General features: G+C 72.3%; 20 protein-coding genes and 1 tRNA gene. 8 read left to right on the forward strand and 13 right to left on the reverse strand.

Translation table 11 applies throughout. The annotated features are described in order from the left end of the window. Positions 1-38 precede the first annotated feature (38 nt). Positions 39-782 (forward strand): metallophosphoesterase family protein, encoded by a 744-nt coding sequence (locus ACSRUE_RS39515; protein WP_441288072.1) that lies wholly within the window; start codon positions 39-41, stop codon positions 780-782. 174 nt (positions 783-956) lie between these two features. Beyond that, positions 957-1,889, forward strand: coding sequence for a diguanylate cyclase (locus tag ACSRUE_RS39520; RefSeq protein WP_437769347.1), 933 nt, complete (start codon positions 957-959; stop codon positions 1,887-1,889). A 131-nt stretch (positions 1,890-2,020) separates the two neighbouring features. Here the strand turns inward: ACSRUE_RS39520 and ACSRUE_RS39525 are convergent, their stop codons facing one another. From ACSRUE_RS39525 to fni, 3 genes are all read right to left on the reverse strand, one after another. Beyond that, positions 2,021-2,398 carry a response regulator gene (locus ACSRUE_RS39525; protein ID WP_012234398.1) on the reverse strand — a complete coding sequence of 126 codons (378 nt, stop codon included), beginning with the start codon at positions 2,396-2,398 and terminating at the stop codon, positions 2,021-2,023. 2 nt (positions 2,399-2,400) lie between these two features. Next, a complete protein-coding gene (locus ACSRUE_RS39530) occupies positions 2,401-3,246 on the reverse strand; it encodes a GAF domain-containing protein (RefSeq protein ID WP_437551285.1) in 846 nt (281 codons plus the stop codon). Positions 3,247-3,471: 225 nt separating this feature from the next. Beyond that, positions 3,472-4,578, reverse strand: coding sequence for a type 2 isopentenyl-diphosphate Delta-isomerase (fni, locus tag ACSRUE_RS39535; RefSeq protein ID WP_441288073.1), 1,107 nt, complete (start codon positions 4,576-4,578; stop codon positions 3,472-3,474). 172 nt (positions 4,579-4,750) lie between these two features. Between fni and ACSRUE_RS39540 the strand changes: the two genes are divergently transcribed. Both ACSRUE_RS39540 and argH read left to right on the forward strand, forming a co-directional pair. Further along, complete coding sequence (locus ACSRUE_RS39540; RefSeq protein WP_437769350.1) at positions 4,751-5,710, forward strand: hypothetical protein; 960 nt, start codon at positions 4,751-4,753, stop codon at positions 5,708-5,710. Continuing rightward, positions 5,711-7,003 (forward strand): argininosuccinate lyase, encoded by a 1,293-nt coding sequence (gene argH / locus ACSRUE_RS39545; RefSeq protein ID WP_441288074.1) that lies wholly within the window; start codon positions 5,711-5,713, stop codon positions 7,001-7,003. It abuts the gene before it with no gap. Between the two features lie 121 nt (positions 7,004-7,124). Here the strand turns inward: argH and rpiA are convergent, their stop codons facing one another. From rpiA to ACSRUE_RS39580, 7 genes are all read right to left on the reverse strand, one after another. Continuing rightward, positions 7,125-7,823, reverse strand: a complete 699-nt coding sequence (gene rpiA / locus ACSRUE_RS39550) for a ribose-5-phosphate isomerase RpiA (RefSeq protein WP_441288075.1) — start codon at positions 7,821-7,823, stop codon at positions 7,125-7,127. Between the two features lie 26 nt (positions 7,824-7,849). Continuing rightward, positions 7,850-8,491, reverse strand: coding sequence for a phospholipase D family protein (locus tag ACSRUE_RS39555; RefSeq protein WP_441288076.1), 642 nt, complete (start codon positions 8,489-8,491; stop codon positions 7,850-7,852). Further along, complete coding sequence (locus ACSRUE_RS39560) at positions 8,488-8,931, reverse strand: acyl-CoA thioesterase (RefSeq protein WP_441288077.1); 444 nt, start codon at positions 8,929-8,931, stop codon at positions 8,488-8,490. Before ACSRUE_RS39560 ends, ACSRUE_RS39555 begins: the two co-directional genes overlap by 4 nt. A gap of 5 nt (positions 8,932-8,936) precedes the next feature. Then, a complete protein-coding gene (locus tag ACSRUE_RS39565; protein ID WP_437769355.1) occupies positions 8,937-9,512 on the reverse strand; it encodes a DUF3501 family protein in 576 nt (191 codons plus the stop codon). 34 nt (positions 9,513-9,546) lie between these two features. Next, complete coding sequence (locus ACSRUE_RS39570) at positions 9,547-10,905, reverse strand: hypothetical protein (RefSeq protein ID WP_441288078.1); 1,359 nt, start codon at positions 10,903-10,905, stop codon at positions 9,547-9,549. A gap of 169 nt (positions 10,906-11,074) precedes the next feature. Next, positions 11,075-11,503 carry a rubrerythrin family protein gene (locus ACSRUE_RS39575; RefSeq protein ID WP_437591927.1) on the reverse strand — a complete coding sequence of 143 codons (429 nt, stop codon included), beginning with the start codon at positions 11,501-11,503 and terminating at the stop codon, positions 11,075-11,077. Between the two features lie 83 nt (positions 11,504-11,586). Then, a complete protein-coding gene (locus ACSRUE_RS39580; protein WP_441288079.1) occupies positions 11,587-12,156 on the reverse strand; it encodes a Fur family transcriptional regulator in 570 nt (189 codons plus the stop codon). Positions 12,157-12,557: 401 nt separating this feature from the next. Between ACSRUE_RS39580 and rpsU the strand changes: the two genes are divergently transcribed. From rpsU to ACSRUE_RS39595, 3 genes are all read left to right on the forward strand, one after another. Continuing rightward, positions 12,558-12,782: a 30S ribosomal protein S21 gene (rpsU, locus tag ACSRUE_RS39585; RefSeq protein ID WP_012234386.1), complete on the forward strand. Its 225-nt coding sequence runs from the start codon at positions 12,558-12,560 to the stop codon at positions 12,780-12,782. A gap of 193 nt (positions 12,783-12,975) precedes the next feature. Then, positions 12,976-14,088, forward strand: a complete 1,113-nt coding sequence (locus ACSRUE_RS39590) for a glycosyltransferase (RefSeq protein ID WP_441288080.1) — start codon at positions 12,976-12,978, stop codon at positions 14,086-14,088. A gap of 209 nt (positions 14,089-14,297) precedes the next feature. Continuing rightward, a tRNA-Pro gene (locus tag ACSRUE_RS39595) sits at positions 14,298-14,372 on the forward strand. 149 nt (positions 14,373-14,521) lie between these two features. On the opposite strand, the gene ACSRUE_RS39600 is transcribed toward ACSRUE_RS39595, so the two are convergent. Further along, entirely contained in the window at positions 14,522-16,126 is a 1,605-nt protein-coding gene (locus ACSRUE_RS39600) for an amidase family protein (protein WP_441288081.1), read from the reverse strand. Between the two features lie 89 nt (positions 16,127-16,215). Between ACSRUE_RS39600 and hrpB the strand changes: the two genes are divergently transcribed. Next, positions 16,216-18,939 carry an ATP-dependent helicase HrpB gene (gene hrpB / locus ACSRUE_RS39605; RefSeq protein ID WP_441288082.1) on the forward strand — a complete coding sequence of 908 codons (2,724 nt, stop codon included), beginning with the start codon at positions 16,216-16,218 and terminating at the stop codon, positions 18,937-18,939. A gap of 1 nt (position 18,940) precedes the next feature. On the opposite strand, the gene ACSRUE_RS39610 is transcribed toward hrpB, so the two are convergent. Both ACSRUE_RS39610 and ACSRUE_RS39615 read right to left on the reverse strand, forming a co-directional pair. Then, positions 18,941-19,978, reverse strand: a complete 1,038-nt coding sequence (locus tag ACSRUE_RS39610) for a hypothetical protein (RefSeq protein WP_441288083.1) — start codon at positions 19,976-19,978, stop codon at positions 18,941-18,943. Beyond that, entirely contained in the window at positions 19,978-21,072 is a 1,095-nt protein-coding gene (locus ACSRUE_RS39615) for a bifunctional chorismate mutase/prephenate dehydratase (RefSeq protein WP_441288084.1), read from the reverse strand. The genes ACSRUE_RS39610 and ACSRUE_RS39615 overlap by 1 nt, the downstream gene beginning before the upstream one ends. Positions 21,073-21,120 lie beyond the last annotated feature (48 nt).

The following is a 21,120-nucleotide window of genomic DNA, read 5'->3' on the forward strand; positions in this document are numbered from 1 at the left end:
GCCTTGGCGGCGTCGCTCTCCGATCCTATGCTCGCCGGGTGCGATTGCTCTGCGTCTCGGATATTCACGGCCACGCCGACGCGCTCGCGGCGGTCCTGGCCACGGCCGAGCGCCGAGGGTACACCCAGCTCCTGGTCGCCGGGGATCTCTGCTTTCCCGGCCCGAAGCCGCTCGAGACGTGGCGCCGGCTCACCCAGGCCAAGGCGGTTTGCGTACAGGGCGTATCGGATCGCGCCCTGGCGACGCTGGACCTCGACAAGGTCAGGGCGCGGAGCGAGCACGAGCGAGCGCGGCTCGATCGCCTGTCCCAGACGCGCACCGAGCTCGGCGAGCTGATCCTGGCGCGGCTGGCGCGGCTCGCCCCGACGTACCGCCTGCCGCTCGAGGACGGCGGCGAGCTCGTCCTGGTCCACGGCTCCCCGGCGGATCCGCTCGAGCCGATCTCTCACGACATGACCGATGAGGAGGTGCTCTCCCTGCTCGGCGACGATCCGGCGGATGTCGTGATCTGTGGTGGCTCCCACGTCCCGTTCGATCGGATGGTGGGCGGCGTGCGCATCATCAACGTCGGCTCGGTGGGCGAAGCGCCGTGCTCGCTGCGGGGCGACGTGCGGGGCACCGTCGATCACGTGCGTGTCGGTGTGCGCGCGCCTGGCGAGCTTGTGCGGAGCGGTACCGTCTCCGCGTATGGCGCGGGGCACGCCGACGCGACGTTCATCGAGCTCCGAGCGGGCGAGCTCTGGGTCGAGCAGCTCGTGGTGCCGCTCGGCAGGGCTGCGTGAGCGCGCAGGTGCGCGGAAGCGCTCCGTCGGGAGCGCGCGCAAGTGGTGGGAGACGCTCGAGCGGCGCGAGACGCGCGGCGCTCCGTCACGCACCCTACCCGACAGGGAACATCGCCTGTGCCATGCCCTCCCGCTTGAACCTATTTCAAGGATTTAGGATCATCCTCAGGGAGCATGGGCAGCTACCTCCCCGACGATGACTTCGAGGCTACGCGGGTGGCCAACGTTGGGGAACTCCACAAGGAGCTCCCGGCGCGCTCGCCGAAGGACCGCGCCTACCTCATCGTGCTCGCTGGCTCGAACGTCGGCGAGATGTACCGGGTCGAGGGCGCCGAGATCGTGATCGGCCGGGCATCCGGGGCGACCATCCGGCTGAACGACGACGGCATCTCGCGGCGCCACGCGCGCCTCCTCCAGATGGACAGCCAGGTGCTGATCGAGGATCTCAACAGCTCGAACGGGACGATGGTGAACGGCGAGCACATCACGCGCGTCGCCCTGCACGACGGCGACAAGATCCGCCTGGGCTCGACGACCATCCTCAAGTTCACCTACCACGATCACCTGGATGAGTCGTTTCAGCAGCAGATGTACGACGCCGCGCTGCGCGACGCCCTCACCAAGGCCTTCAACAAGAAGTATTTCCTGGATCGGCTCGAGACCGAGGTCTCCTATGCGCGGCGGCACGGCGCGCAGCTGTCGCTGCTCATGTTCGACGTCGATCATTTCAAGAGGATCAACGACACCTTCGGGCACCTCGCCGGCGACTACGTGCTTGCGAGGATCGCCAAGATCGCGAGCCACACGGTGCGGACCGAGGACGTGTTCGCGCGCTACGGCGGTGAAGAATTCGGCATCCTGTGCCGCGGCGTGGGGCTCGAGAACGCGGGCATCCTCGGCGAGCGGCTGCGCCTCCTCATCGAGGGGTCGGTCTTCGAGCACGAGGGCGTTCGCATGCCGACGACGATCAGCGTCGGCGTCGCGGCGCACCCCGACCTCGCGGTGCAGAACGGCACGGATCTCATCGCGGCGGCCGATGAGGCGCTCTACGAGGCGAAGCGCACCGGCCGCAACCGCGTGCTCCTGAAGTTCGGCCCGAAGCCGTAGAGCGGGGCGCGGGTTCATCGCAGCGCCGCCCCGCACGGCCGCGATAGGCCGCCGCGCCGCCCGAGCGGCCGGCGAACGGAAGCGTGCGCCCGCAAGACGCAGGCGACGGGGCGCGGCCGGTGGCGCGCGCCTCAGTCGATCTTGAGGAGCTCCTTGACCTTGGCGATGACCTGCGGGGCCTGGATCGGCTTCGTGATGTACGCGTTCGCGCCGAGCTGCAACGCGCGCTGGCGATCCTCCTGAGACCCCTCGGTGGTGATGATGATGATCGGGGTGTCCTTGTGGACCGGATCCGTGCGCACGCGCTTGACGAGCTTGAGCCCGTCCATGATCGGCATGTTGATGTCGGTGATGATCACGTCGTACTTGGTCGAGGCGAGCTTGCGGAGACCGTCGACGCCATCGTCTGCCTCGGTGACGCGGAGGTTCTTCACGCGCGCCAACGCGAAGACCAAGAGCTGCCGCATCATGGGCGAGTCTTCAACGATCAGACACGAGTACTCGGCCATGATCAGTCCTCCAGGTCCAGGAATGCCTGGACGCCAGGCACCTTCCGGCCGGCGTCGGTGAAGAGCCGCGCGTTGATGAGGGCGGGGGCGGCCTGGGCCCCGAGGAGCTTGAAGAGCTCGGTGTCCACGTTCACGAACTCCGTCTTTTGCGGGAGCGTGCTGAAGATCGCGATGACACCCACGGTGCGCCCGTTGAAGTCGAGCGGGATCACTGCAGCGGGATCCTCGATGCTCCCCTTGGAGACGTCCTTGGTCTCGTCGAAGAAGATTTCCCCCTTCGAGAATGCCTGGCCGACGATGCCTTCGGTCACCGGCATGCGCGCGATCTCCTCGACCGCGACGCCTTCGCTTGCGATCGAGACGAGCTCTTTACCATCGGGAGACGCCAGGTACACGGAGAAGGCGCCCGCCCCGAGGAACTGCGCCAGGAGCTCCTTGAGGTTGCGGAGGACATGGCGCACGTTGCGCGCCGCGTGCAGCTGCGACAGCGCGACGTACAGGTTCGCGAGGTTCGCGAGCTCTCCCTCCGCCTCCGAGTAGCGGCTGTTGAAGCGGTCCGAGGCCGCCACCATCCGCACCGACTGCGTCACGAGGTCGCGTTTCTCCTGCTCGAGCTCCTCGATCTTGCGGAGCAGATCGCGGATGGCCGAGTCGCTCGCGAGGTGCGCGCGGAGCTTGCCGTTCTCCGACTCGAGCTCGGAGATCTTGTCACGAAGGCGCTCGTTCTCGCGGAGGAGCTCCTCGGTCAGCTGCGCCCCCTTGCGGAAGAACTGCTGAATGAAGGCATCGCGCTCCTTCTTCAGGTCCTCGGGGGGACGATCGCTCGGACGCCCTTTTTTCTCCGTCATTTTATCCCGGGGTTCTCCAGAGCTTCGGACCGTATCATGCGGGGCTGACCGGACGGAAGCGTCGAGCGCGGGCCAGAGGCGTGCCCGGCGCCCCCGCCAAGGACAGCGACCGCTGGGCGCCTTGCCGTCCCCGCCGACAACGTCGGTTCGGCCCCGCCGGCCCTACCCCGGGGACCGGACCCCGCCGTCTCGTCCCCCCTACCCCCGTTACCGCCACCGCCACGACTACGCCCTCTCCGTCTGCTTCATCTGCTTCATCTGCTTCATCTGCTTCAGCAACCGGGTCCACCTGCGCAGCTCCCGTCCGAGCAGCACGGGCGCCTTCTGGAGTGACGCGACGTCGCGCGCACCGACGAGCAGCATGACCGCCCGGAGCTCGGCCTCGACGCTCTCGAGGTACCGCACCGCTGCGTCCCGCCCCCCCGAGACGAACGCCTGGAGGACCGGACGCGCGATCCCGGCCGCATGCGCGCCGAGCGCGAGCGCTCGAGCGACGTCAAGGCCGCTCGTGATGCCCCCGGTCGCGATGATCGTCTTGAAGCGAGGACGGATAGCGCGGGCGATGAGCACCGAGGCGGCCGTGGGTACCCCCCACTCGCGCAGCGCCTCACCGAGGGAGCGGGCCGCCCCCTCGGCGCGGGCCGCCTCGACGGCGACCCAGGAGGTGCCTCCAGAGCCGGAGACGTCCAGGTCGCGGACGCCCGCCCGGGCCAGGCGGTACGCCGTCCCCGGGCCGATCCCGCAGCCGGTCTCCTTCGCGACGACCGGCACGCTGAGGCCGCTCGCGAGCCGGCCCATCGCATCCAGCGCGCCGGCGAAGTCCCGGTCGCCGCCCGGCTGGACCAGCTCCATCGCGGGGTTCATGTGGACGCAGAGCGCGTCGGCGCCGACCTGGGCCACGAGCTCGGCGACCGCCTCCGTCGGCAGCGATCGCGCCTGCACGGCGCCGATGTTCCCGAGGAGGAGGGTGGTCGGAGCATGCGCGCGGACCTCGTAGGAGGCGGAGGCGTCGCCGTTCAGCATCGCCCGCTGGCTCCCGAGCCCGAAGCCGTACCCACGCTCCTCGGCGATCTGCGAGAGCTCCCGGTTGATCGCATGCGCGCGCTCCGTCCCGCCGGTCATCGCCGCGATCAGGAGCGGGACGCGGAGCCGCTTCCCGAGCAGCAGCACCGAGGTGTCGATCGCGTCGAGGGAGAGCTCCGGCAACGCGTCGTGGATCAGCTCGACCTGCTCCAGCAGCGTGGTCTTGGCGCGGAACCCGACATCGCCGGTCGCGCAGAGCTCGATGTGATCCGCTTTCCTCTCGGAGATGCCCTTCGCCTCTTCCGTCATGGGGGCACAACTTTACGCGGTCGCCGACCGCCGTCGAAAGGGAAGTGGCATGGACAAAAAAACGCCAAAATTCGCGTCCCCGAGCCAGGCGCTGCCGCCCGGCCCGCCTTCCGCTGCCGCTACCCGGGAACTACCGCGCGACCGCCGCGCAGCGGTGGCATACAGTAGCTGTATGGACCTCCCGGACGAACCGCAGATCCGCTGGATCCTTCGTACGACCGCGACGCTCCTCCAGCACGGCGCGGAGCCGGTGCGCGGGCTGGTGCAGCCGACGGCCGAGTTCTTCCCGGACGCGTTCGACGGCTCGCCGAAGACGGTGGCCGCCCTGATGCTGCGGGTCCAGGAGCACGCCGGGCTCCAGGATGTCCCGGTGGAGCTCGCGGTGGTCACCCCCGAGGGGCAGGCCAGCACGGTGAGCTGCTCGAGCGGCGCATGCGGCGGGATGGCGCTGGAGTCGAAGCTGGAGCGCGTCGCCCCGCGCGGCGACGGCGGGTACCGGGTCGCGCTCTCCGCGGGCGAGCTCCGCAACCCCACGGTGCTCACGACGGCGTTCGTGCGCGCCGTGGCGTACATGTTCCTGAGCGAGGCCGACGCCTTCGACGCGCTCGCGCCGTCGGACCGCGAGCCCGCGGTGGATCTCGCCGCCGTGCTGCTCGGCTTCGGCGTCCTCGCGACGAACGGCTCCTACCTGTACGCGAAGGGCTGCGGCGGCGTGCAGGTGCACTCGGCGACCAAGATGCCGGTCGACGAGCTCGCGCTCGCGCTCGCCGTCTACTGCCGGCTGCACGACGTGCCCGATCGGACCGCCGCGCGGCACCTCGACGTGACGCCGCGCGCCCACTTCGACGAGTCCGCCGTCTGGGCCAGCTCCAACGCCGGGCTCGTCCGGATGCTGCGCGCCGCGCCGGACCGGATCGCCGCGGACGACTTCGCGATCGGCGAGTCGAGGAGCTGGCTGGCCCGCGCGCTCGGCCTCGGCAAGCGCCGGCCGGCGCGGACGGCGGACGATGAGCTGCGCGAGCTCGAGCGAGAGCTCGCGGCCGGCGCGGCGAAGCCGCGATCGCTGGACGAGGGCAAGGCCAAGAAGCTTGCCGAGATCCGTGCTCTCGTGGACGAGAGCCTGGGGAGCTGAATGAGCGTACGACTCTGGGACAAAGGGGGCGCGACCGACGCCCAAATGCTGCGTTACACCTCGCGCGACGACTGGCAGCTCGATCAGCGCCTGCTCGCGTACGACCTGCGGGCCACGATCGCGCACGTCCGCGGGCTCGCGCGGATCGGCGTGCTCAGCGAGGCGGAGCGGGACGCGCTCGTCCGCGAGCTCGAGGTGCTCGCGGCGCAGAACGAGGCCGGCGAGCTGCGGCTCACCGAGGACGACGAGGACGGCCACAGCGCGATCGAGGCCGCGCTGGTCGCCCGCATCGGCGACGCGGGCAAGAAGGTGCACACCGGCCGGAGCCGCAACGATCAGGTGCTCGTCGCCACGCGCCTGTACGAGCGCGACGCGCTGGACGAGCTCGCCGAGAACGCGGTGGCGGGCGCCCGCGCGCTGCTCGATCTCGCCAGGCGCGAGGCGGAGACGCCGATGCCCGGCTACACGCACCTGCAGCGGGCGGTGCCGTCGTCCGTCGGCTACTGGGCCGCCTCGTTCGTCGAGGGGCTCACCGACGCGATCGACGTGGTGCGCGCGACGCGGGCGCTCGTCGATCGCTGCCCGCTCGGGGGCGCCGCGGGCTTCGGCGTGAACCTCCCGCTCGATCGCGTCGGCGTCGCGCGCGAGCTCGGGTTCGCCGGCGTTGCGCTGAACCCGCTCGCGTCCCAGACGTCGCGCGGCATCATCGAGGCGCAGATCCTCGCCGCCGCGTGGCAGGTGATGGCGGTGAGCCGCCGGCTCGCGTGGGATCTCAGCCTGTTCGCGATGAGCGAGCTCGCGTTCATCCGCCTCCCGGAGGCGTTCACGACCGGCTCGTCGATCATGCCCCAGAAGCGCAACCCCGACGTCGTCGAGCTCATGCGCGCGGCGTGCTCCGTCGTCCAGGGGGCGCTCGCCGAGGTGCAGTCCATCGTGGCGCTCCCGTCGGGCTACCACCGCGATCTCCAGCTCACGAAGGGCCCCACGATGCGCGGGCTCGACGAGGCGCTCGCGACGTCGCGCCTCTTGCCGCGGCTCGTCGAGGGGCTCGCGTTCGACCGGGAGCGCATGGCCCGCGCGATCACGCCGGAGTGCTTCGCCACGGATCGCGCCGTCGAGCTCGCCGTGGAGGGCGTCCCCTTCCGCGAGGCCTACCGCAAGGTCGCGGCCGAGATCGCGGAGCTGCCGGCCGGCGACGCCGCGGCGAGCCTCCGCGCGCGCGTGTCGCTCGGGGCTCCGGGCAACCTCGCGCTGGACGACCTGGCCCGCAGGCTCGATCGCCACGCGCGCTAGCTCCGCCTGTCAGAGGTCCCGCCATGGGCGGGCGCGCGCCGCGCTGGCGCCGCCCGCCCGAAGGCCGTGTTCCCTGGCTTCGCGTGTCAGCGATCCCCGACGGGATTCGTGACACGCGGAGCTAGCGCTGTCGCGTCAGCTCGCGGACGGCGCCCGGGTCCGCCACCAGCACGAGGGTCGCCATGTCGAGGAACAGCCCCGTGTCGACGACGCCGGGGATCTTGCGGATGCGCGCGTCGACCGCTGCGGGCGCGTCCATCGGGCCGAACGCGGTGTCGAGGATCCAGTTGTGGTTGTCGGTCTGGAAGGGGTACCCGTCCGCGTTCCTGCGGATCGCCGGCTTGCCCCCGAGCGCGGTCAGGTGCCGCGCGGCCGTCGTGCTCGCGAAGGGCACCACCTCGACGGGGATGGGCGCGCGCGAGCCGAGCTTCTCGACGAGCTTCTCGGGCGTGACGAGGATGATGAACTGCGCGGCCTCGTAGGCGACCACGCGCTCGCGGAGGAGCGCGCCGCCGAGGCCCTTGATGAGGCCAAGGTCGGGCGACACCTCGTCGGCGCCGTCGACGGCGACGTGGAGGCGCTCGATCTCCTCGAGCGACACCATCGGGATGTTCTCGCGGCGGGCGAGCGCCTCCGAGCGCTCCGACGTGGCGACGCCCTTGATCTGGAGCCCTCGGCGGACGCGCTCCCCGAGGCGGCGGATGAAGGCCTCGGACGCCCGCCCGGTGCCGAGCCCGAGCAGCATCCCGCTGTCCACGCGCGCGAGCGCGGCGTTGGCGATTCGATCGAGGTCGGAGGGGTCCGGTCCCGCGGTGCTCATGCGCTGCTCATCGGCCATCGGGACCGTCAGCGCAACGGGATTTTGTCGAGCTGGTCGAGCGGCCCCGGGCAGAGCGGCCGGAGCCTGCAGCCCTTGCACTCGGCGCCGGTCCAGATCGCCTCGAACGTCGCCTGCATCTCGTCGAGCAGGAGGTCGTCGTCGGTGAGAACGCCCGCCTCGAAGTTCCGCCGCCCCTCGCCCTTCGCCCCGAGCCCGGCGCCGGTGAGGTTCGCGGAGCCGAGGTAGAGGAGCGCGCCGTCGACGGCGATCATCTTCAGGTGGACCCGCGGGCAGCGCCGCATCTCGATCGGCGGCCGGGGCCGCCGGCGGAGCTCGGCGCGGAAGGCGCGCGACGGGACGCCGGCGTGCAGCAGGCGCAGCTCGACCCCCCGGGCGGCGAGCGCGTCGAGCAGGTCGAGGAACGACATGTACCGGCCGCGCGCCCGCGCCCTCGATCCGATGGGCGCCTCCACGCGCAGCTCCTTCACGTTCGCCGTCGCGATCCACACGGAGACGCGCGCGTTCGCGACGGCGCCCATCACGAGCGCGTCGTAGTGCGCCCTGTCGCGGAGGAGCGTCAGCTCGACGCGCCGCTTCAGCAGCGATCGCGCCTTCGCCTCGGGCTCGGTCCTCGCGCGCGCCCGCGGTCGCGCCGGCCGAGCGCTCACGCCCGTTGACCGGCGCCGGAGGGCGCCTGCTCGAGCTCGAGGTGAGCGATGAGCAGGGCCCGGACGTCCTCCGGCATCGGGACCGACACCAGCTGCACGAGGTCGGTGGTCACCACCGTGTGCCGTAGCTCCGCCGACAGCACGCCGTCGTGGGCGCGGTGCATACGGTACCGGAGCGTGGCGCTCCGCCGGCCGATGCGGACGATCGACGTCTCGATCCGGAGCGCCTGGCCGTAACGCACCGGCGCCGCGTAGTCGGCCTCGACCCGCACCGCCGGCAGCCCGATCCGCCGCTCGAGGATGAGCCCGGCGTAGCCTCCGTCGAGCGGCGCGAAGAACCGCTCCATCGCCTCGTGCGCGTAGTTGAGGAAGCGCGCGAAGAAGACGATGTTCGCGGCGTCGACGTCTTCGAACTTGATCGGGCGATCGAGGGAGACCATCGCGGCTAGGACAGGTCCTCGGCGAGCTTCTCCAGGGTCGCTCTCCCGAGCGGCGCCTTCACCGCGTAGCGCGGGTGCCCGACGACGAGCGATACCGTCGCCTTCCTCGCCTTGATCGCGGCCTGCGCCTCGGCCGGGAGATCCGCCTTGAGGTAGTGCACGGCCGTCGTGCGGCCCTCCATCGCCCCTTCGCGCTTGCCGAGCGCCCGCGTGGCGACGCCGTCGACCTCGATCGACACGGTGTCCTCGAGGCCCACCAGATCGATGAGCATCCGGTCGCGCAGCGCTCGATCGGGGATCTCGACGAAGAGCGTCAGGCTGAGCTGCCCTGCGCCCGGGATGAGATCGTTGTACGTCTCGATCTCGTGGAGGATGCCGCTCTCGCTCGTGATGCGCTCGGTGCGGAGCATCTCCTGGATCTGGAAGAGCACCGAGTCGCGGTTCTCGAACACCGCGGTCAGGTGGTCTCCGATCCGCACGCGGCGGGGCCGCTTCTCCTCGATGATGCGGCCGCGGAATCGCTCGCGGATCGCCTCGTATTCGCCGATCCCGAGCACCTCGTTGCGATCGATGGGACGCATGACGCTCCTCTCCTTGACGACGTCGGACCGAGACTCACGGCGTCGGGCCGAGCCCGTACGCGTGGGCGAGCGCCTCGACCGGGTGCAGCACCGTCGCGCCGTTCTCCTTGACCATCCTGAGACCCGCGAGGGTGCAGTCGCTGACGATGACGTCCGCGCCCCCGACGCCGCGCACGAGCTTCGACGCGTACTTGCGCCCGGTCTCGTAGTGGGCCGCCTTCATCCCCCACGTGCCGTCGACCGCCGAGCACTGCTCGATGACGCGCACGTCCGTGTCGGGGACGACGCCGAGCACCCTGGCGCCGGGGAAGCCGATCTTCTGCGCGCGCAGGTGGCACGCGGCGTGGTACGCGATCGTGCCGAGCCCCTTCTTGAACTCGCGGTTGAGCTTCTTCTCGCGGCCGAGCTGGACGAGGAACTCCATCATGTCGACCGTCGCGGCCGCGACCTCACGCGCCTCCGCCGTCTGCAGGTACTCCGGCCACTCCTTCTTCATCGTGTAGCCGCACGTCGGGCCGATCACGACGATCTTCCTCCCCCTGCGCACGTGCGGGAGCAGGAGCGCGACGTTGTGCTTCACCTTCGCGGTGAAGGCCGCGAGATCGCCGCCGTCGAGGTTCGGCATCCCGCAGCACGTCAGCGCCCCCGCAGGGGTGTCTCGCGGATCGTCCGCCGAGGAGCAGCCAGGGACGTGCACCGCGTAGCCGTTGTGCTCGAGGACGCGGACCGCCGCCTCGGGGACCGCGGGCGTGTTGTATTCGCCGTAGCAGGTCGCGAAGAGCACCACGTCGCCTTGCTTGCCGGCGCCGGCCGCGGCGCCGTGCTCCGCGAACCAGGACGAGAACGGCTTGCGCGCCATCTCCGGGAGCGGGAACTCCGACGAGATCCCGGTCACCTTCTCCTGCACCTTGCGCAGCAGGCGGCTCGCCTGCACGAGGTTCGCGAGCGGCGCGACGGCGCCGGAGCCCAGCTCGCCGATCAGCTGCGGCTCGCCGAGGATCCTGTCCACCAGCGGGATGCCCTCCCGCTGGGCGCGCACCGCGCGCTCTCGCGCGAGCACGCGCGGAAAATCCAGGAGCTCGTACGCGTGCTCGTCGGCCGTGTACGGGCACTTGATGTAGCAGAGCTTGCACTGCCAGCACTCGTCGCCGACGGCCTTGAAGTCATCGTAGGTGAGGGCCTCGGCGCCTTCGGCGACGCCGGCCTCGATGTCCCTGTCGACGCGCGCGAAGAGCTCGGGGAACGAGCCGCAATACCCGACGCACATGCGGCACTCGTGACAGATCTGGAACGTCCGCCGCAGCTCGGCCTCGAGATCGCGGGGATCGAGGTATCGCTCGTCGTTCGGCGATGTCGCCGGTGGACGGTCTGGTGCACGCCGGATGACGCTCACTGGTCGGCTCCTCTCAACATCGTCAACGTGGGATACGGCGCGAAGGGGCGGCTCGCCGCGCGGCCCGGCGCCGGACGGCCGTCGGGGCCGCGATGGCGCGCGCGCCCCGGGTCGAGTCGCCGTCGGTCCGGCGCGCCCCGGAGCGCTCGCGCACTCGCGTCGGTCGATCTCAGAAGTCGAGCGACTGCAGCGCCTTCGTGAAGCGCCCGGCGTGAGACTTCTCGGCCTTCGCGAGCGTCTCGAACCACTCCGCGATGTCGTCGAAGCCCTCGTCGCGGGCCTCCTTCGCGAAGCCCGGGTACATCGTCTCGTACTCGTGGGTCTCGCCGGCGACGGCGGCCTTCAGGTTCTTCTCCGTGCTGCCGATCGGCAAGCCGGTCGCCGGATCGCCCGCCTGCTTGAGGTAGTCGAGGTGGCCGTGCGCGTGGCCGGTCTCTCCGTCCGCCGTGTCCTTGAAGAGACCGGCGACATCGGGGCGGCCTTCGACGTCGGCGACCTTTGCGAAGTACAGGTAGCGGCGGTTGGCCTGCGACTCCCCGGCGAACGCGTCCTTCAGGTTCTGGTGCGTCTTCGTGCCCGTCAGCTGCTTGGTTGTCATGGGTTCGCTCTCCTTCGGTTGAACGGCTGGGATGGTGAGTCCCTGGTACCCGCGTAGGTCGGCTCGGCGGCGCGGCGGATCCGCTAGACACGTCCAGGGCGCCGCGCGCCTCGAGCCCCTGGAGGGCGGAGCCGACTGCTCGCCGCGCTTCGCCCGGCGTCTCGCGTCTTGCCCCGCGCGCCTTCGCCACCCCGGGCGCCCTTCGCGCAGGTAGCGCAGAGCCCCCGGTAGATCCGCTCGACGGCGCGGACCTCGAAGCCGGGCGCGGCAGCGAGAGGCGCGGGGACGATCTCGTCCGGGCGCTCGGCGGATGGGCCCACCGGCTCGCACGGCACATCGCGGACGAGCCCGCAGCGATCGCAGACCGCGTGATGATGCGCCCCCATGTTCGGGTCGAAGCGCGAGGCGCCCGGCGACAGCGACAGCGCGACGCACAGCCCCGCGGACGCCAGCGCGTCGAGCGTGTTGTAGACGGTGGCGAAGCTCATGGTCGGCAGCGCCGGCCGGAGCCGCTCGAACAGCTCCTGCGCCGTCGGATGCGTCGGGTCCGCCGCGAGCTCGCGCACGATCGCCAGGCGCTGCGGCGTCAGCTTGAGCCCCGACGCCCGCACGCACGCCAGCATGGAGGCGATCCGCGTATCGTCCTCGACCACGCTGCGCTCGAAGCCGCCCGCGCGACCCCGGACACCGCGGGGCGCGGCCCCCTTTGCCAGAGCTGTCCGCGAGGTGGCCACGGCGAGATGTGTACTTAGAAACATTCTCAGGTGCAAGTCCTAATAATTGCCGACGGGCAGCCGGAGAAATCCGCGCTCTGGTGCGGATTTTGGCGAATTTTGGCGAGCTGGACGAGCTGGACGAGCTGGACGAACCAGACGAGCCTGCCGAATCGACCCGGACGGCGCGCATGCGACGTCATGCTCCGCGTCCGCCGGGAGGTCTTGCGAGGCTAGAAGGCCTCTGCCATAGTGCGCGCCCCGCGATGCCGGCCCCCCGCCGGCTTGCATTCTGCCCGCCAACTGGGCCAGTTTTTTCCCAGCAGAGGACGCTTCGAGACATGCCGACCGACGCCATTCAGTGCAAACCGCTCGAGGTCGCCGTGGGCGACAAGGGTATCGAGCGCGCCATCAAACATCTCAAGAGGAAGATGGCCGCCGAGGGGATCCTCCGCGAGCTGAAGCGCCGCCGGCACTACATGAAGCCGTCCGTGAAGCGACGGAAGAAGGCCTCGGAGGCCGCTCGTCGCCGCCGGAAGCGGTCGAAGATGGACATGGTCGCCTAGAGCGACCGCCCTCGCGCGAGAGCAGCCGGCCAAGACGCAGAAGACGCACACGGACGCTTGATTCGAGCGTCCGGGGCGTGCTCTGCGTGTTGTCATTTTGTTCGTCCAGCGGTTGCCCCGGCAGCGTGATGCAGCCGTGGCTGAGCGGCGCGGAGGCGGTGCCCGCGCCGCGTCCAGCCTGGTGAGGTCCTCGATGCGCGCCGTGGTGCTCACGACGTCCTATCCGGTCAGCGACGAGGATCCCTCCGGCCATTTCGTGCGGTCGTCGGCGGAGGCGCTCGCGCGCAGCGGCGCCGAGGTCCACGTGATCGCCGCCGGGGGCTCGATCCTCGATCCACCTTCGCGGGACGGTCGGCTCGTCGTCCATCGGGCAGGCGGGGGCGCGCTGTTCGCGTGGCCCGGCGCCGTGGCGCGCGCGCGCGAGTCGCCGCTCCGGCTGCTCTCCTTGGCGCCGTTCGCGGCCGGCGTGCTCGAGCGGCTCCGTGAGCTCGGGCCGGTCGATCGCGCGGTGGCGCACTGGATCATCCCGTGCGCGTGGCCGCTCCTGCGCGCGCTTCCGCGCGCGCCGCTCGAGGTGCACGCGCACGGCGCCGACGTCCGGCTCCTGCTCCGCGCGCCGCGCGCCGCGCGCGCCGCGGTGGTGAGCGCGCTCCTCCGGCGCGACGCGCGCTTCGTCTTCGCGGCGCACGCGCTGCGCGACGCGCTCGCAGGCTCGCTCGATCCGGAGCAGGCTCGCGCGCTGGACCTCGCCTCGCGCGTCGAGCCCCCTGTGTTCGATCTGCCGCCGGTGGCCCGGCGCGCTGCCGCGCTCCGTCGCGAGATCGTGAAGGGCCCCGGCGAGCGCCTCGCCGTCGTCGCGTGCCGGCTGATCCCGACGAAGCGGGTCGAGCTCGCGATCGAGGCGGTGCGCTCCGCGGGACCCGGGCTGCGCCTCGTCGTCGTCGGAGACGGTCCAGAGCGCGGCGCGCTCGAGCGCCTCGCGAGCCGCGGCGGCCTCGACGCAGGGAGCTCACGCGGCGCGGGCAGCGCGGGCGTCACGACGACGAGCGAGGGCAGCGCGGCGGTGCGCTTCACGGGCACGCTCCCCCGGAGGGAAGCGCTCGCATGGATCGGCGCAGCCGACGTTCTGCTGCACCCTTCATCGCACGAGGCCGCCCCCACGGTGATCCGAGAGGCGCGCGCGCTCGGCGTGCCCGTCATCGCCTGCGACGCGGGCGACGTGGTCGCATGGGCCAGGAGCGACGGCGGGATCCTCGTCGCGGACAGCACGGCGCAGAGCCTCGCGGCCGCGCTCCGCGGCATCTGACCGCGCCGCTCGGATCGCGCGCCCGCGACGTCGCGCGGAGAGCCCCGGCGTTTTCGTCGGAGGATCCGCGCCCCGCGCCCGGCTGCATCCAGCGCCAAACGCCCCGTCTGGAGCGAGTCTGCGATCCTCGATGCGATGCCCTTGCAATTCCCAAGGCTTCGACTACGGTGCGCCCTCGCTCCGCAGCGAAACGAAGCGGCGGAGTGGCTCGGGGCGTAGCGCAGCCTGGTTAGCGCACTTGACTGGGGGTCAAGGGGTCGGTGGTTCGAATCCACTCGCCCCGACTGGTCCGGCGGAGAGGTTCTCCGGCGGACCTTTCGGCTTTGTAGGGCTTCAGCTTCTTTCGACTGTGGACGCGCCGGACAGCGACCGCGCGGCGGCATCATCGAGCTCCGGTGTCGTCCTGGTCAGCCGGCTCCCGGCGTTCGCCGCGTCATCCGGCGAGCGAGGGCGGTGAGACAGGCGTGACGGGCCGATCGGCCTCGCCGGCGAGCTCGTCCTCGATGGCGATCATGGCGGCCATCACCAGGTGCTCGGTGAAGGGGAAGCCGACCACCTGCACCCCGACGGGCAGGCCAGCGCTCTTCGCATCGACCTCGGCGGCCCGCTTCTCCAGCCGGTCGTGCGGTCGCTCGCGGCGCGCCTCCTCGGGGCGCACGCGGGTCACTGGGACGACGCCGGCCGGGAACTGCGTGAGGTTCCACAGCATCGCGGCGCTGCCCGCGAGGACGAAGTCGCGCGACGCGGCGTGCGGCAGGGCCGGCGTGGCGTACGGCGGGCAGAGCAGCAGGTCGAGCGCTTCGGCGCGCATCGCCGACGCGATCGCGGCGCGCGCCTCGCGCAGGGCGTGCGTGGTGCGCCAGAACTCCGAGACCGACTTCGGCCCGGTGACCTCGAGGAGACGCTGGAGCCGCCGCTCGCCCGCGAGGCCAGCGACGCGCGCGGCGGCGCGGCGCGCGAGCGGCGGGAGCGAGGCCATCGTGCGGAGCGCGCGGAGCGAGACGTCGATGGCCGTCCCCGCGCGGCCGTCCTCGCCGGCGTCGAGGAGCGACAGCGCCGTCGCGCCGCCGTCCGCCGAGAGCGCCGCGAAATACGCATAGACCGCGTCGGGGATCCCGGGCGGCGTGAACGGCACGACCGTCGCGCCCCGCGCGCGCAGGGCCGACGCCGCCTTCGCGACGGCGCGGGCGACGGCGGTCGAGGGAGGCACCAGCCCGTCGTCGCAGTAGAACCCGACGCGCAGGCGCGCCACCTCGACGCTCGCCGGCTCGACGATCGGGAGCGGCGGCACGCGCACGTCGAGCTCCGCCATCGACGCGGGATCGAGCTCGGACATGACGAGCGCGACGTCGCGGGCGCTCCTGGCCATCGGCCCGATCTGCGCGCGGATCGCCTCCTGTCCGAGGAGCGCCGTGTTGCTCCCCTGGTTGGTCCAGCGATCGAGCGTGGGCTTGAGGCCGACGATGCCGCAGCAGTGCGCGGGGACGCGGATGCTGCCGCCGATGTCCGTGCCGATCCCGAGCGGCGACATCCCCGCCGCGATGGCGGCCGCCTCGCCGCCGGACGAGCCGCCCGGGCTGTGATCGAGGCTCCACGGGTTCGCCGTCTGCCCGAAGAGCGGGTTGCGCGCCTCGTTGTACAGGAGCAGCTGCGAGACGTTCGTGCGCCCGAGGATCACGGCCCCCGCGCGCCGGAGCAGCGCGGTCACCGTCGCGTCGCTGGTCGCCCGATGCCCCCTGCGGGACGCGACGCCGAGCGTGGAGGCCATGCCGGCCATGTCGAGCGACTCCTTCACGGTGATCGGGAGCCCGTGGAGCGGGCCGCGGACGTCCCCGCGACGGCGCTCCTCGTCGAGGCCGCGGGCGGCCGCGAGCGCCTCGTCGCGGAGCACCTGGGTGAAGGCGCGGAGCCGCGGCTCGAGCGCGTCGATGCGCGCCAGGTGCGCCCGCGTGAGCTCCTCGGAGCTGATCTCGCGCGCCGCCAGGAGCGCGGCGAGCGCGGTCGCTGAAAGATGGGTCGGATCGGTCGATGCGCTCACGGCGATTCGACGAGTATCACAGGTCCGCGCGCGCCAAGGATTGCTAGGCTCCGCTGCCGCGCGCCCATCGCGCGGAGAGCGCCGAAGCCATGCAGCCGCTGCCGATCGATCCGATCCTCCCCGATCTCTGCGCCGCCCTGCGCGCGCGCCCGAGCGTGGTGCTCGAGGCCCCGCCCGGGGCGGGCAAGACGACGCGCGTGCCGCGCGCGCTGCTCGACGCGGGCTTCGCGGAGCGCGGCGAGATCCTGGTGCTCGAGCCGCGGCGGCTCGCGGCGCGCCTGTCCGCGCGGCGTGTGGCCGAAGAGCTCGGCGAGCGCGTGGGCGAGACCGTGGGCTACACGATGCGCTTCGAGGAGGCGTCCAGCCAGGCCACGCGCGTCCGCTTCGTGACCGAGGGCGTGCTGACGCGGCGGCTCCTCGTCGATCGCGAGCTCCGGGGCGTGAGCGTTGTGGTGCTCGACGAGTTCCACGAGCGGCACCTCGCCGGCGACGTCGCGCTCGCGCTGCTCCGGCGCCTGCAGCGCGGCGCGCGGCCCGATCTCCGCCTCGTGGTGATGTCCGCGACGCTCGACGCCGGGCCGATCGCGGCGTTCCTCGGCGGGCCGGAGGCGCAGCCCGCTCCGGCGGCCGAGGCCGGACGCGGCCACGACACCACAGCGGCGGGAGCCTCGGTGGCGCCGACCCTGCGCGCCGAGGGGCGGATGTTCGACGTCGCGATCGAGTACCTGCCGAGCGCCCGGGTGAGCGCGTCGACCCACGCCGCGGGCGACCGCCGCGCCCCGGCGCACTGGGGCGACAGGACGCTCGAGAGCCTGGTCGCGTCGTCGGTGCGGCAGCTCATCGAGGAGGGGCTCGACGGTGACGTGCTGGTGTTCCTGCCCGGCTCCGCGGAGATCAGGCGGGCGATGGACGCGTGCGCACCCATCGCGAAGAGCGAGGATCTGCTGCTCCTGCCGCTCCACGGCTCGCTGTCCGCGGCGGAGCAGGACCGCGCGGTGCGCCCCGCGGATCGGCGAAAGATCATCCTCTCGACCAACGTGGCCGAGACCTCCGTGACCATCGACGGCGTCGTCGCGGTCGTCGACAGCGGCCTCGCGCGCGTGGCCGCGCACGCGCCGTGGTCGGGGTTGCCGACGCTCCGCGTCGCGCCCATCGCCCGCGCCTCCGCGGCGCAGCGCGCGGGGCGCGCCGGGCGGACGCGGCCCGGCCGCTGCCTCCGGCTCTACACGCGCGGGGATCTCGCCTCGCGGCCGGAGCACGAGGCGCCCGAGATCCGCCGGCTCGACCTCGCGGAGACGGTGCTCGAGCTCTGCGCCGCCGGGGTCACGGATCTCGAGGCGTTCGGGTGGCTGGAGGCGCCGCCCGCCGCCGGGCTCGCCGCGGCCGAGGCGCTGCTCGTGCGGCTCGGCGCGCTCGACGAGGGGCGGCGCGTGACGCCGACCGGACGGCGGATGCTGCGCTTCCCGGCGCACCCGCGCCAGGCGCGGATGATCGTCGAGGCCGAGCGGCGCGGCGTCGCCGGCGACGGGTGCACCCTCGCGGCGCTCGTCGCGGAGCGCGACCTCGGCGCGCCGTCGGGCGGGCGGGAGCCCCATGGTCGGAGGAGCGACGCGCGGCACAGCTCCGACCTGCTCGCCGCGCTCCAGGCCTTCGAGGAGGCGGATCGCGCGCGGTTCGCGGCGGACCGCCTGCGGTGGCTGGGCGTGGACCCGGCGCGCGCGCTCACCGTGGAGCGGACGCGCAAGCAGCTCTCGCGGCTCGCCGATCACCGCAGCGCCGCGCCGCCGGAGACCGTCGAGGCGCGCGAGGTCGCCCAGCGCATCGCGATCCTCTCCGGATACCCCGACCGGGTCGGGCGCCTCCGACGGCCGACCAGCGCGACGGGTCGGACCGGACGGGAGGTCGTGCTCGCCGCCGGCGGGACGGCCGCGCTCTCCGAGGCGAGCGTCATCGACGACGTCGATCTCGTGGTCGCGGTCGACATCGAGGAGCGCAGCGAGGGGCGCTCGGCGCGCACGGTCGTCCGGGCGGCGAGCGAGATCGAGGCCGACTGGCTGCTCGACCTCTTCACGGACGCGATCCGGGACACGACGGAGGCGACGTGGAACGCCGCCGCGGAGCGCGTCGAGGTCGTTCGCCGGCTGTCGTACGACGCCCTCGTGCTCGACGAGGCGCGGCCGGCCGCGGGCGCGGGCGGTCCGCTGTCGGAAGCGGCGGCGCGGGAGCTCGCGGCGCAGGCGAGGGCGAAGGGGTGGCGGGCGTTCGTGAAGGGCGACGCCCTCGATGGCTGGCTCCTGCGGGTCGCGTTCGTGCGCGCGCACTGCCCCGACGCAGCGTTACCGGACGTGGGCGAGGACGCGGTGCTCGCCACGCTCGAGGCGCTCTGCGACGGGCGCAGGAGCTTCGCCGAGCTCCGCGACGCCGATCTCTCGAGCGCCGTGCAGGCCTCGCTGGGCCCCGCGAAGGCGCGAGCGCTCGCCGAGCTCGCCCCCGAGTCGATCGTCCTGCCCGGCGGCCGGCGGGCGCGCCTCGAGTACACGGCGGGCGCGGCGCCGTCGCTCGCGTCCCGGCTGCAGGACTTCTTCGGCATGGCGGAGGGGCCGCGCGTCGCCGGTGGCCGGGTGCCTGTCGTGCTGCACCTGTGCGCGCCGAACCAGCGCCCCGTGCAGGTCACGACCGATCTGTCGGGGTTCTGGGCGCGCCACTATCCCGCCATCGCGAAGGAGCTCCGCCGCCGCTACCCGAAGCACGCGTGGCCGGACGACCCCGCCCACGCCGCGCCGCCCTCGCGCGCGCCGCTCCGCAAGGCTTGAGTCAGCGCACGAGCGCGACGCTCCGCGCCGTCTCGGCGACCGTGCGGAGGAGCATGCGCACGATCCCCTCGCCGAGGGGCAGCGTGAACGCGACGTCGCTCTCGCGCTGCGCGACCTGCATCGGAGGGACCGAGCCGTAGCCGAAGCCCCACGAGGAGAGCAGGGTCGCGATCCTGGCGATCTGCTCGAGGTTGCGGAGCGCGACGGCGCCGTTCGCCGCGCTCTGCGGGTCCGTGTACGTGAGGGCGCCGGCGAAGTTGACCCCGGGCGGCTGGAAGTTGCCGATGACGCGCACGTACTGGAGCCCCGCGAGGAAGGGGAACTGCCCCGCCGCGGACGCGACCGCCGCCTGGCTCGAGAGATCGCCGGCCACGGCGAACGACGCGCCCTTGGTCCCGAGCAGCTCGACCATCCACGAAGGCACGGAGCGCGTCAGCTTGCCGGAGCGGAGCCGATCGAGGGCCCGCCGCATCCCGGTCTCGTTGCCGGTGAGGATCGTGTGCGGCGTGAGCACGACGAAGCCGACGTTGCCGGCCGTGAAGAGATCGTTGTCCGCGTAGCGCGTCTTCACGAGCGGCGCGCCGATCACGGTGATCGACCTGGCGTCGGCGGAGCGGCGGATCGCGTCGACGTCGAAGTTTCCCTGCATCACGGCGCAGAAATCCGCGCCCTGCATGGCATAGAGACCGCCGTAGACCTTCACGATGTCGCGCGACGGGACGAAGTTCGACTCGGGGCCCAGCGGGAGCAGGCTCGTGACGATCTGGTTGACCTCGCCTCCCAGGCCGGACGTGAACATGGCCGCCGCGTCGAGGTACCCGAGCATCACCGCGCCGCTCGGAAGGACCGCCAGCGGGTCGCGATCGATCGCCGTCGCGTCGATCTTCTCTCCGCCGACCAGCGCGAGGCTGTCGTCGGCGCCGCCGCAGCCGCCGAGCGTCTGGAGGGCGAGCGCCGCGATCGCGATCGCGCCCGCCGCGCGGCGCAGGGCGGCAGCGCCTCGGGAATGGAACAGCGTCCGCACCATCGCGCTCGTCATCAAGCTCGCTCGTGCGGGGGGTCGGGGCGCTCCAGCGGGAAGGAGCCGATGATCTTCAGCATCTTCGTCTCTCGCTTCACGCCCTCGAGCGCCGCGACGAGCGCCCGATCGGTCGTGTGTCCGCTGACCTCCACGTAGAACACGTAGTCCCAGCCCTCGCCGGGGACGGGGCGGGAGTGGACCCGCCGGAGGTTGCAGCTGCGCTCCTTGAAGTGCTGGAGGATGTCGTGGAGCGCGCCGGGCCGATCGTGGACGCTGAAGAGGACCGCCGTGGCGTCGTGGCCCGAGCGCGGCGACGGGAGCCGGGACAGCACCGCGTAGCGGATCCGGAGCTCCCCCTCGTCGCCGACGTTCTCGCGGGCGACCCTGAGCTCCTGCCCGCCCGCGAAGCCGCGGGGGACGATGGCGGCGCTGCCCTCGTTCTCCGCCGCGAGATCCCAGGCGGCCTGCGGGCCCCGCACGTCGAGCACCAGCGCGCGCGGGTGCTGGAGCTCGAGGTAGTTCACGCAGGCCACGTGGTCCTGGGGCGAGGAGTACACCCGCTCGACGTCGGCGAGGCTGCCCGTCCGGTTCACGAGGTCGAGCGCTTGCACCAGCTGGCGCTCGCCGACCACCTTGAGATCGGCGCCGCCGATCGCCTGGATCGTCGGGAAGATCGGCCCTTCCTTGAGCGACTCGTACGGGACCACCGCGAAGTCAGCGCGCGAGCGCGCGACCTCCTCGATGGCGGCGAGGGGGCTGTCGGCGCGGACGAACTCGCCTCCGAGCCCGAAGTGATCGTGCGCCGCGGTCCAGCCATAGTCGCCCTCGGCCCCCAGGTACGCCACCCGGGGCGCGACCTCGAACGCGCGCGAGGCCGCGTCGATGGCGACGAAGATCGGCCGCACCGCGCGCTGCGGGAACGGCGGCGTCACGGCGCGCTCGAGCGCCTGCATGTGGGCGGCGTCGGCCGTGGGGGCGAACCGGGCCGTGCCCGTCCTCAGCTTGGCAAGCTCGTGCGCGATGCGAGCCCGCCGCTCGATGCTGCGAAGGATTTCTTGATCCAGCTCCGTGAGCTGCCGGCGGAGCTCCTCAAGTCGCTTTCTCTCATCCATCCAGGGCACCCTAGCACCGCGCCCGGCGCCGGTGGGCACGACGCACTG

It is taken from the genome of Sorangium sp. KYC3313 (genome assembly GCF_052075895.1).
Lineage (GTDB): Bacteria > Myxococcota_A > Polyangia > Polyangiales > Polyangiaceae > Sorangium > Sorangium cellulosum_B.

Bases quoted from the DNA above. Each gene is read 5' to 3' on its own strand.
- ACSRUE_RS39575 (WP_437591927.1), bottom strand. From the start codon at position 11,503: ATGACAACCAAGCAGCTGACGGGCACGAAGACGCACCAGAACCTGAAG.
- ACSRUE_RS39530 (WP_437551285.1), bottom strand. From the start codon at position 3,246: ATGACGGAGAAAAAAGGGCGTCCGAGCGATCGTCCCCCCGAGGACCTG.
- ACSRUE_RS39610 (WP_441288083.1), bottom strand. From the start codon at position 19,978: ATGACGAGCGCGATGGTGCGGACGCTGTTCCATTCCCGAGGCGCTGCC.
- hrpB (WP_441288082.1), top strand. From the start codon at position 16,216: ATGCAGCCGCTGCCGATCGATCCGATCCTCCCCGATCTCTGCGCCGCC.
- ACSRUE_RS39560 (WP_441288077.1), bottom strand. From the start codon at position 8,931: ATGGTCTCCCTCGATCGCCCGATCAAGTTCGAAGACGTCGACGCCGCG.
- ACSRUE_RS39520 (WP_437769347.1), top strand. From the start codon at position 957: ATGGGCAGCTACCTCCCCGACGATGACTTCGAGGCTACGCGGGTGGCC.
- rpiA (WP_441288075.1), bottom strand. From the start codon at position 7,823: ATGAGCACCGCGGGACCGGACCCCTCCGACCTCGATCGAATCGCCAAC.
- argH (WP_441288074.1), top strand. From the start codon at position 5,711: ATGAGCGTACGACTCTGGGACAAAGGGGGCGCGACCGACGCCCAAATG.
- rpsU (WP_012234386.1), top strand. From the start codon at position 12,558: ATGCCGACCGACGCCATTCAGTGCAAACCGCTCGAGGTCGCCGTGGGC.
- ACSRUE_RS39540 (WP_437769350.1), top strand. From the start codon at position 4,751: ATGGACCTCCCGGACGAACCGCAGATCCGCTGGATCCTTCGTACGACC.
- ACSRUE_RS39565 (WP_437769355.1), bottom strand. From the start codon at position 9,512: ATGCGTCCCATCGATCGCAACGAGGTGCTCGGGATCGGCGAATACGAG.
- ACSRUE_RS39590 (WP_441288080.1), top strand. From the start codon at position 12,976: ATGCGCGCCGTGGTGCTCACGACGTCCTATCCGGTCAGCGACGAGGAT.
- ACSRUE_RS39525 (WP_012234398.1), bottom strand. From the start codon at position 2,398: ATGGCCGAGTACTCGTGTCTGATCGTTGAAGACTCGCCCATGATGCGG.
- fni (WP_441288073.1), bottom strand. From the start codon at position 4,578: ATGACGGAAGAGGCGAAGGGCATCTCCGAGAGGAAAGCGGATCACATC.
- ACSRUE_RS39615 (WP_441288084.1), bottom strand. From the start codon at position 21,072: ATGGATGAGAGAAAGCGACTTGAGGAGCTCCGCCGGCAGCTCACGGAG.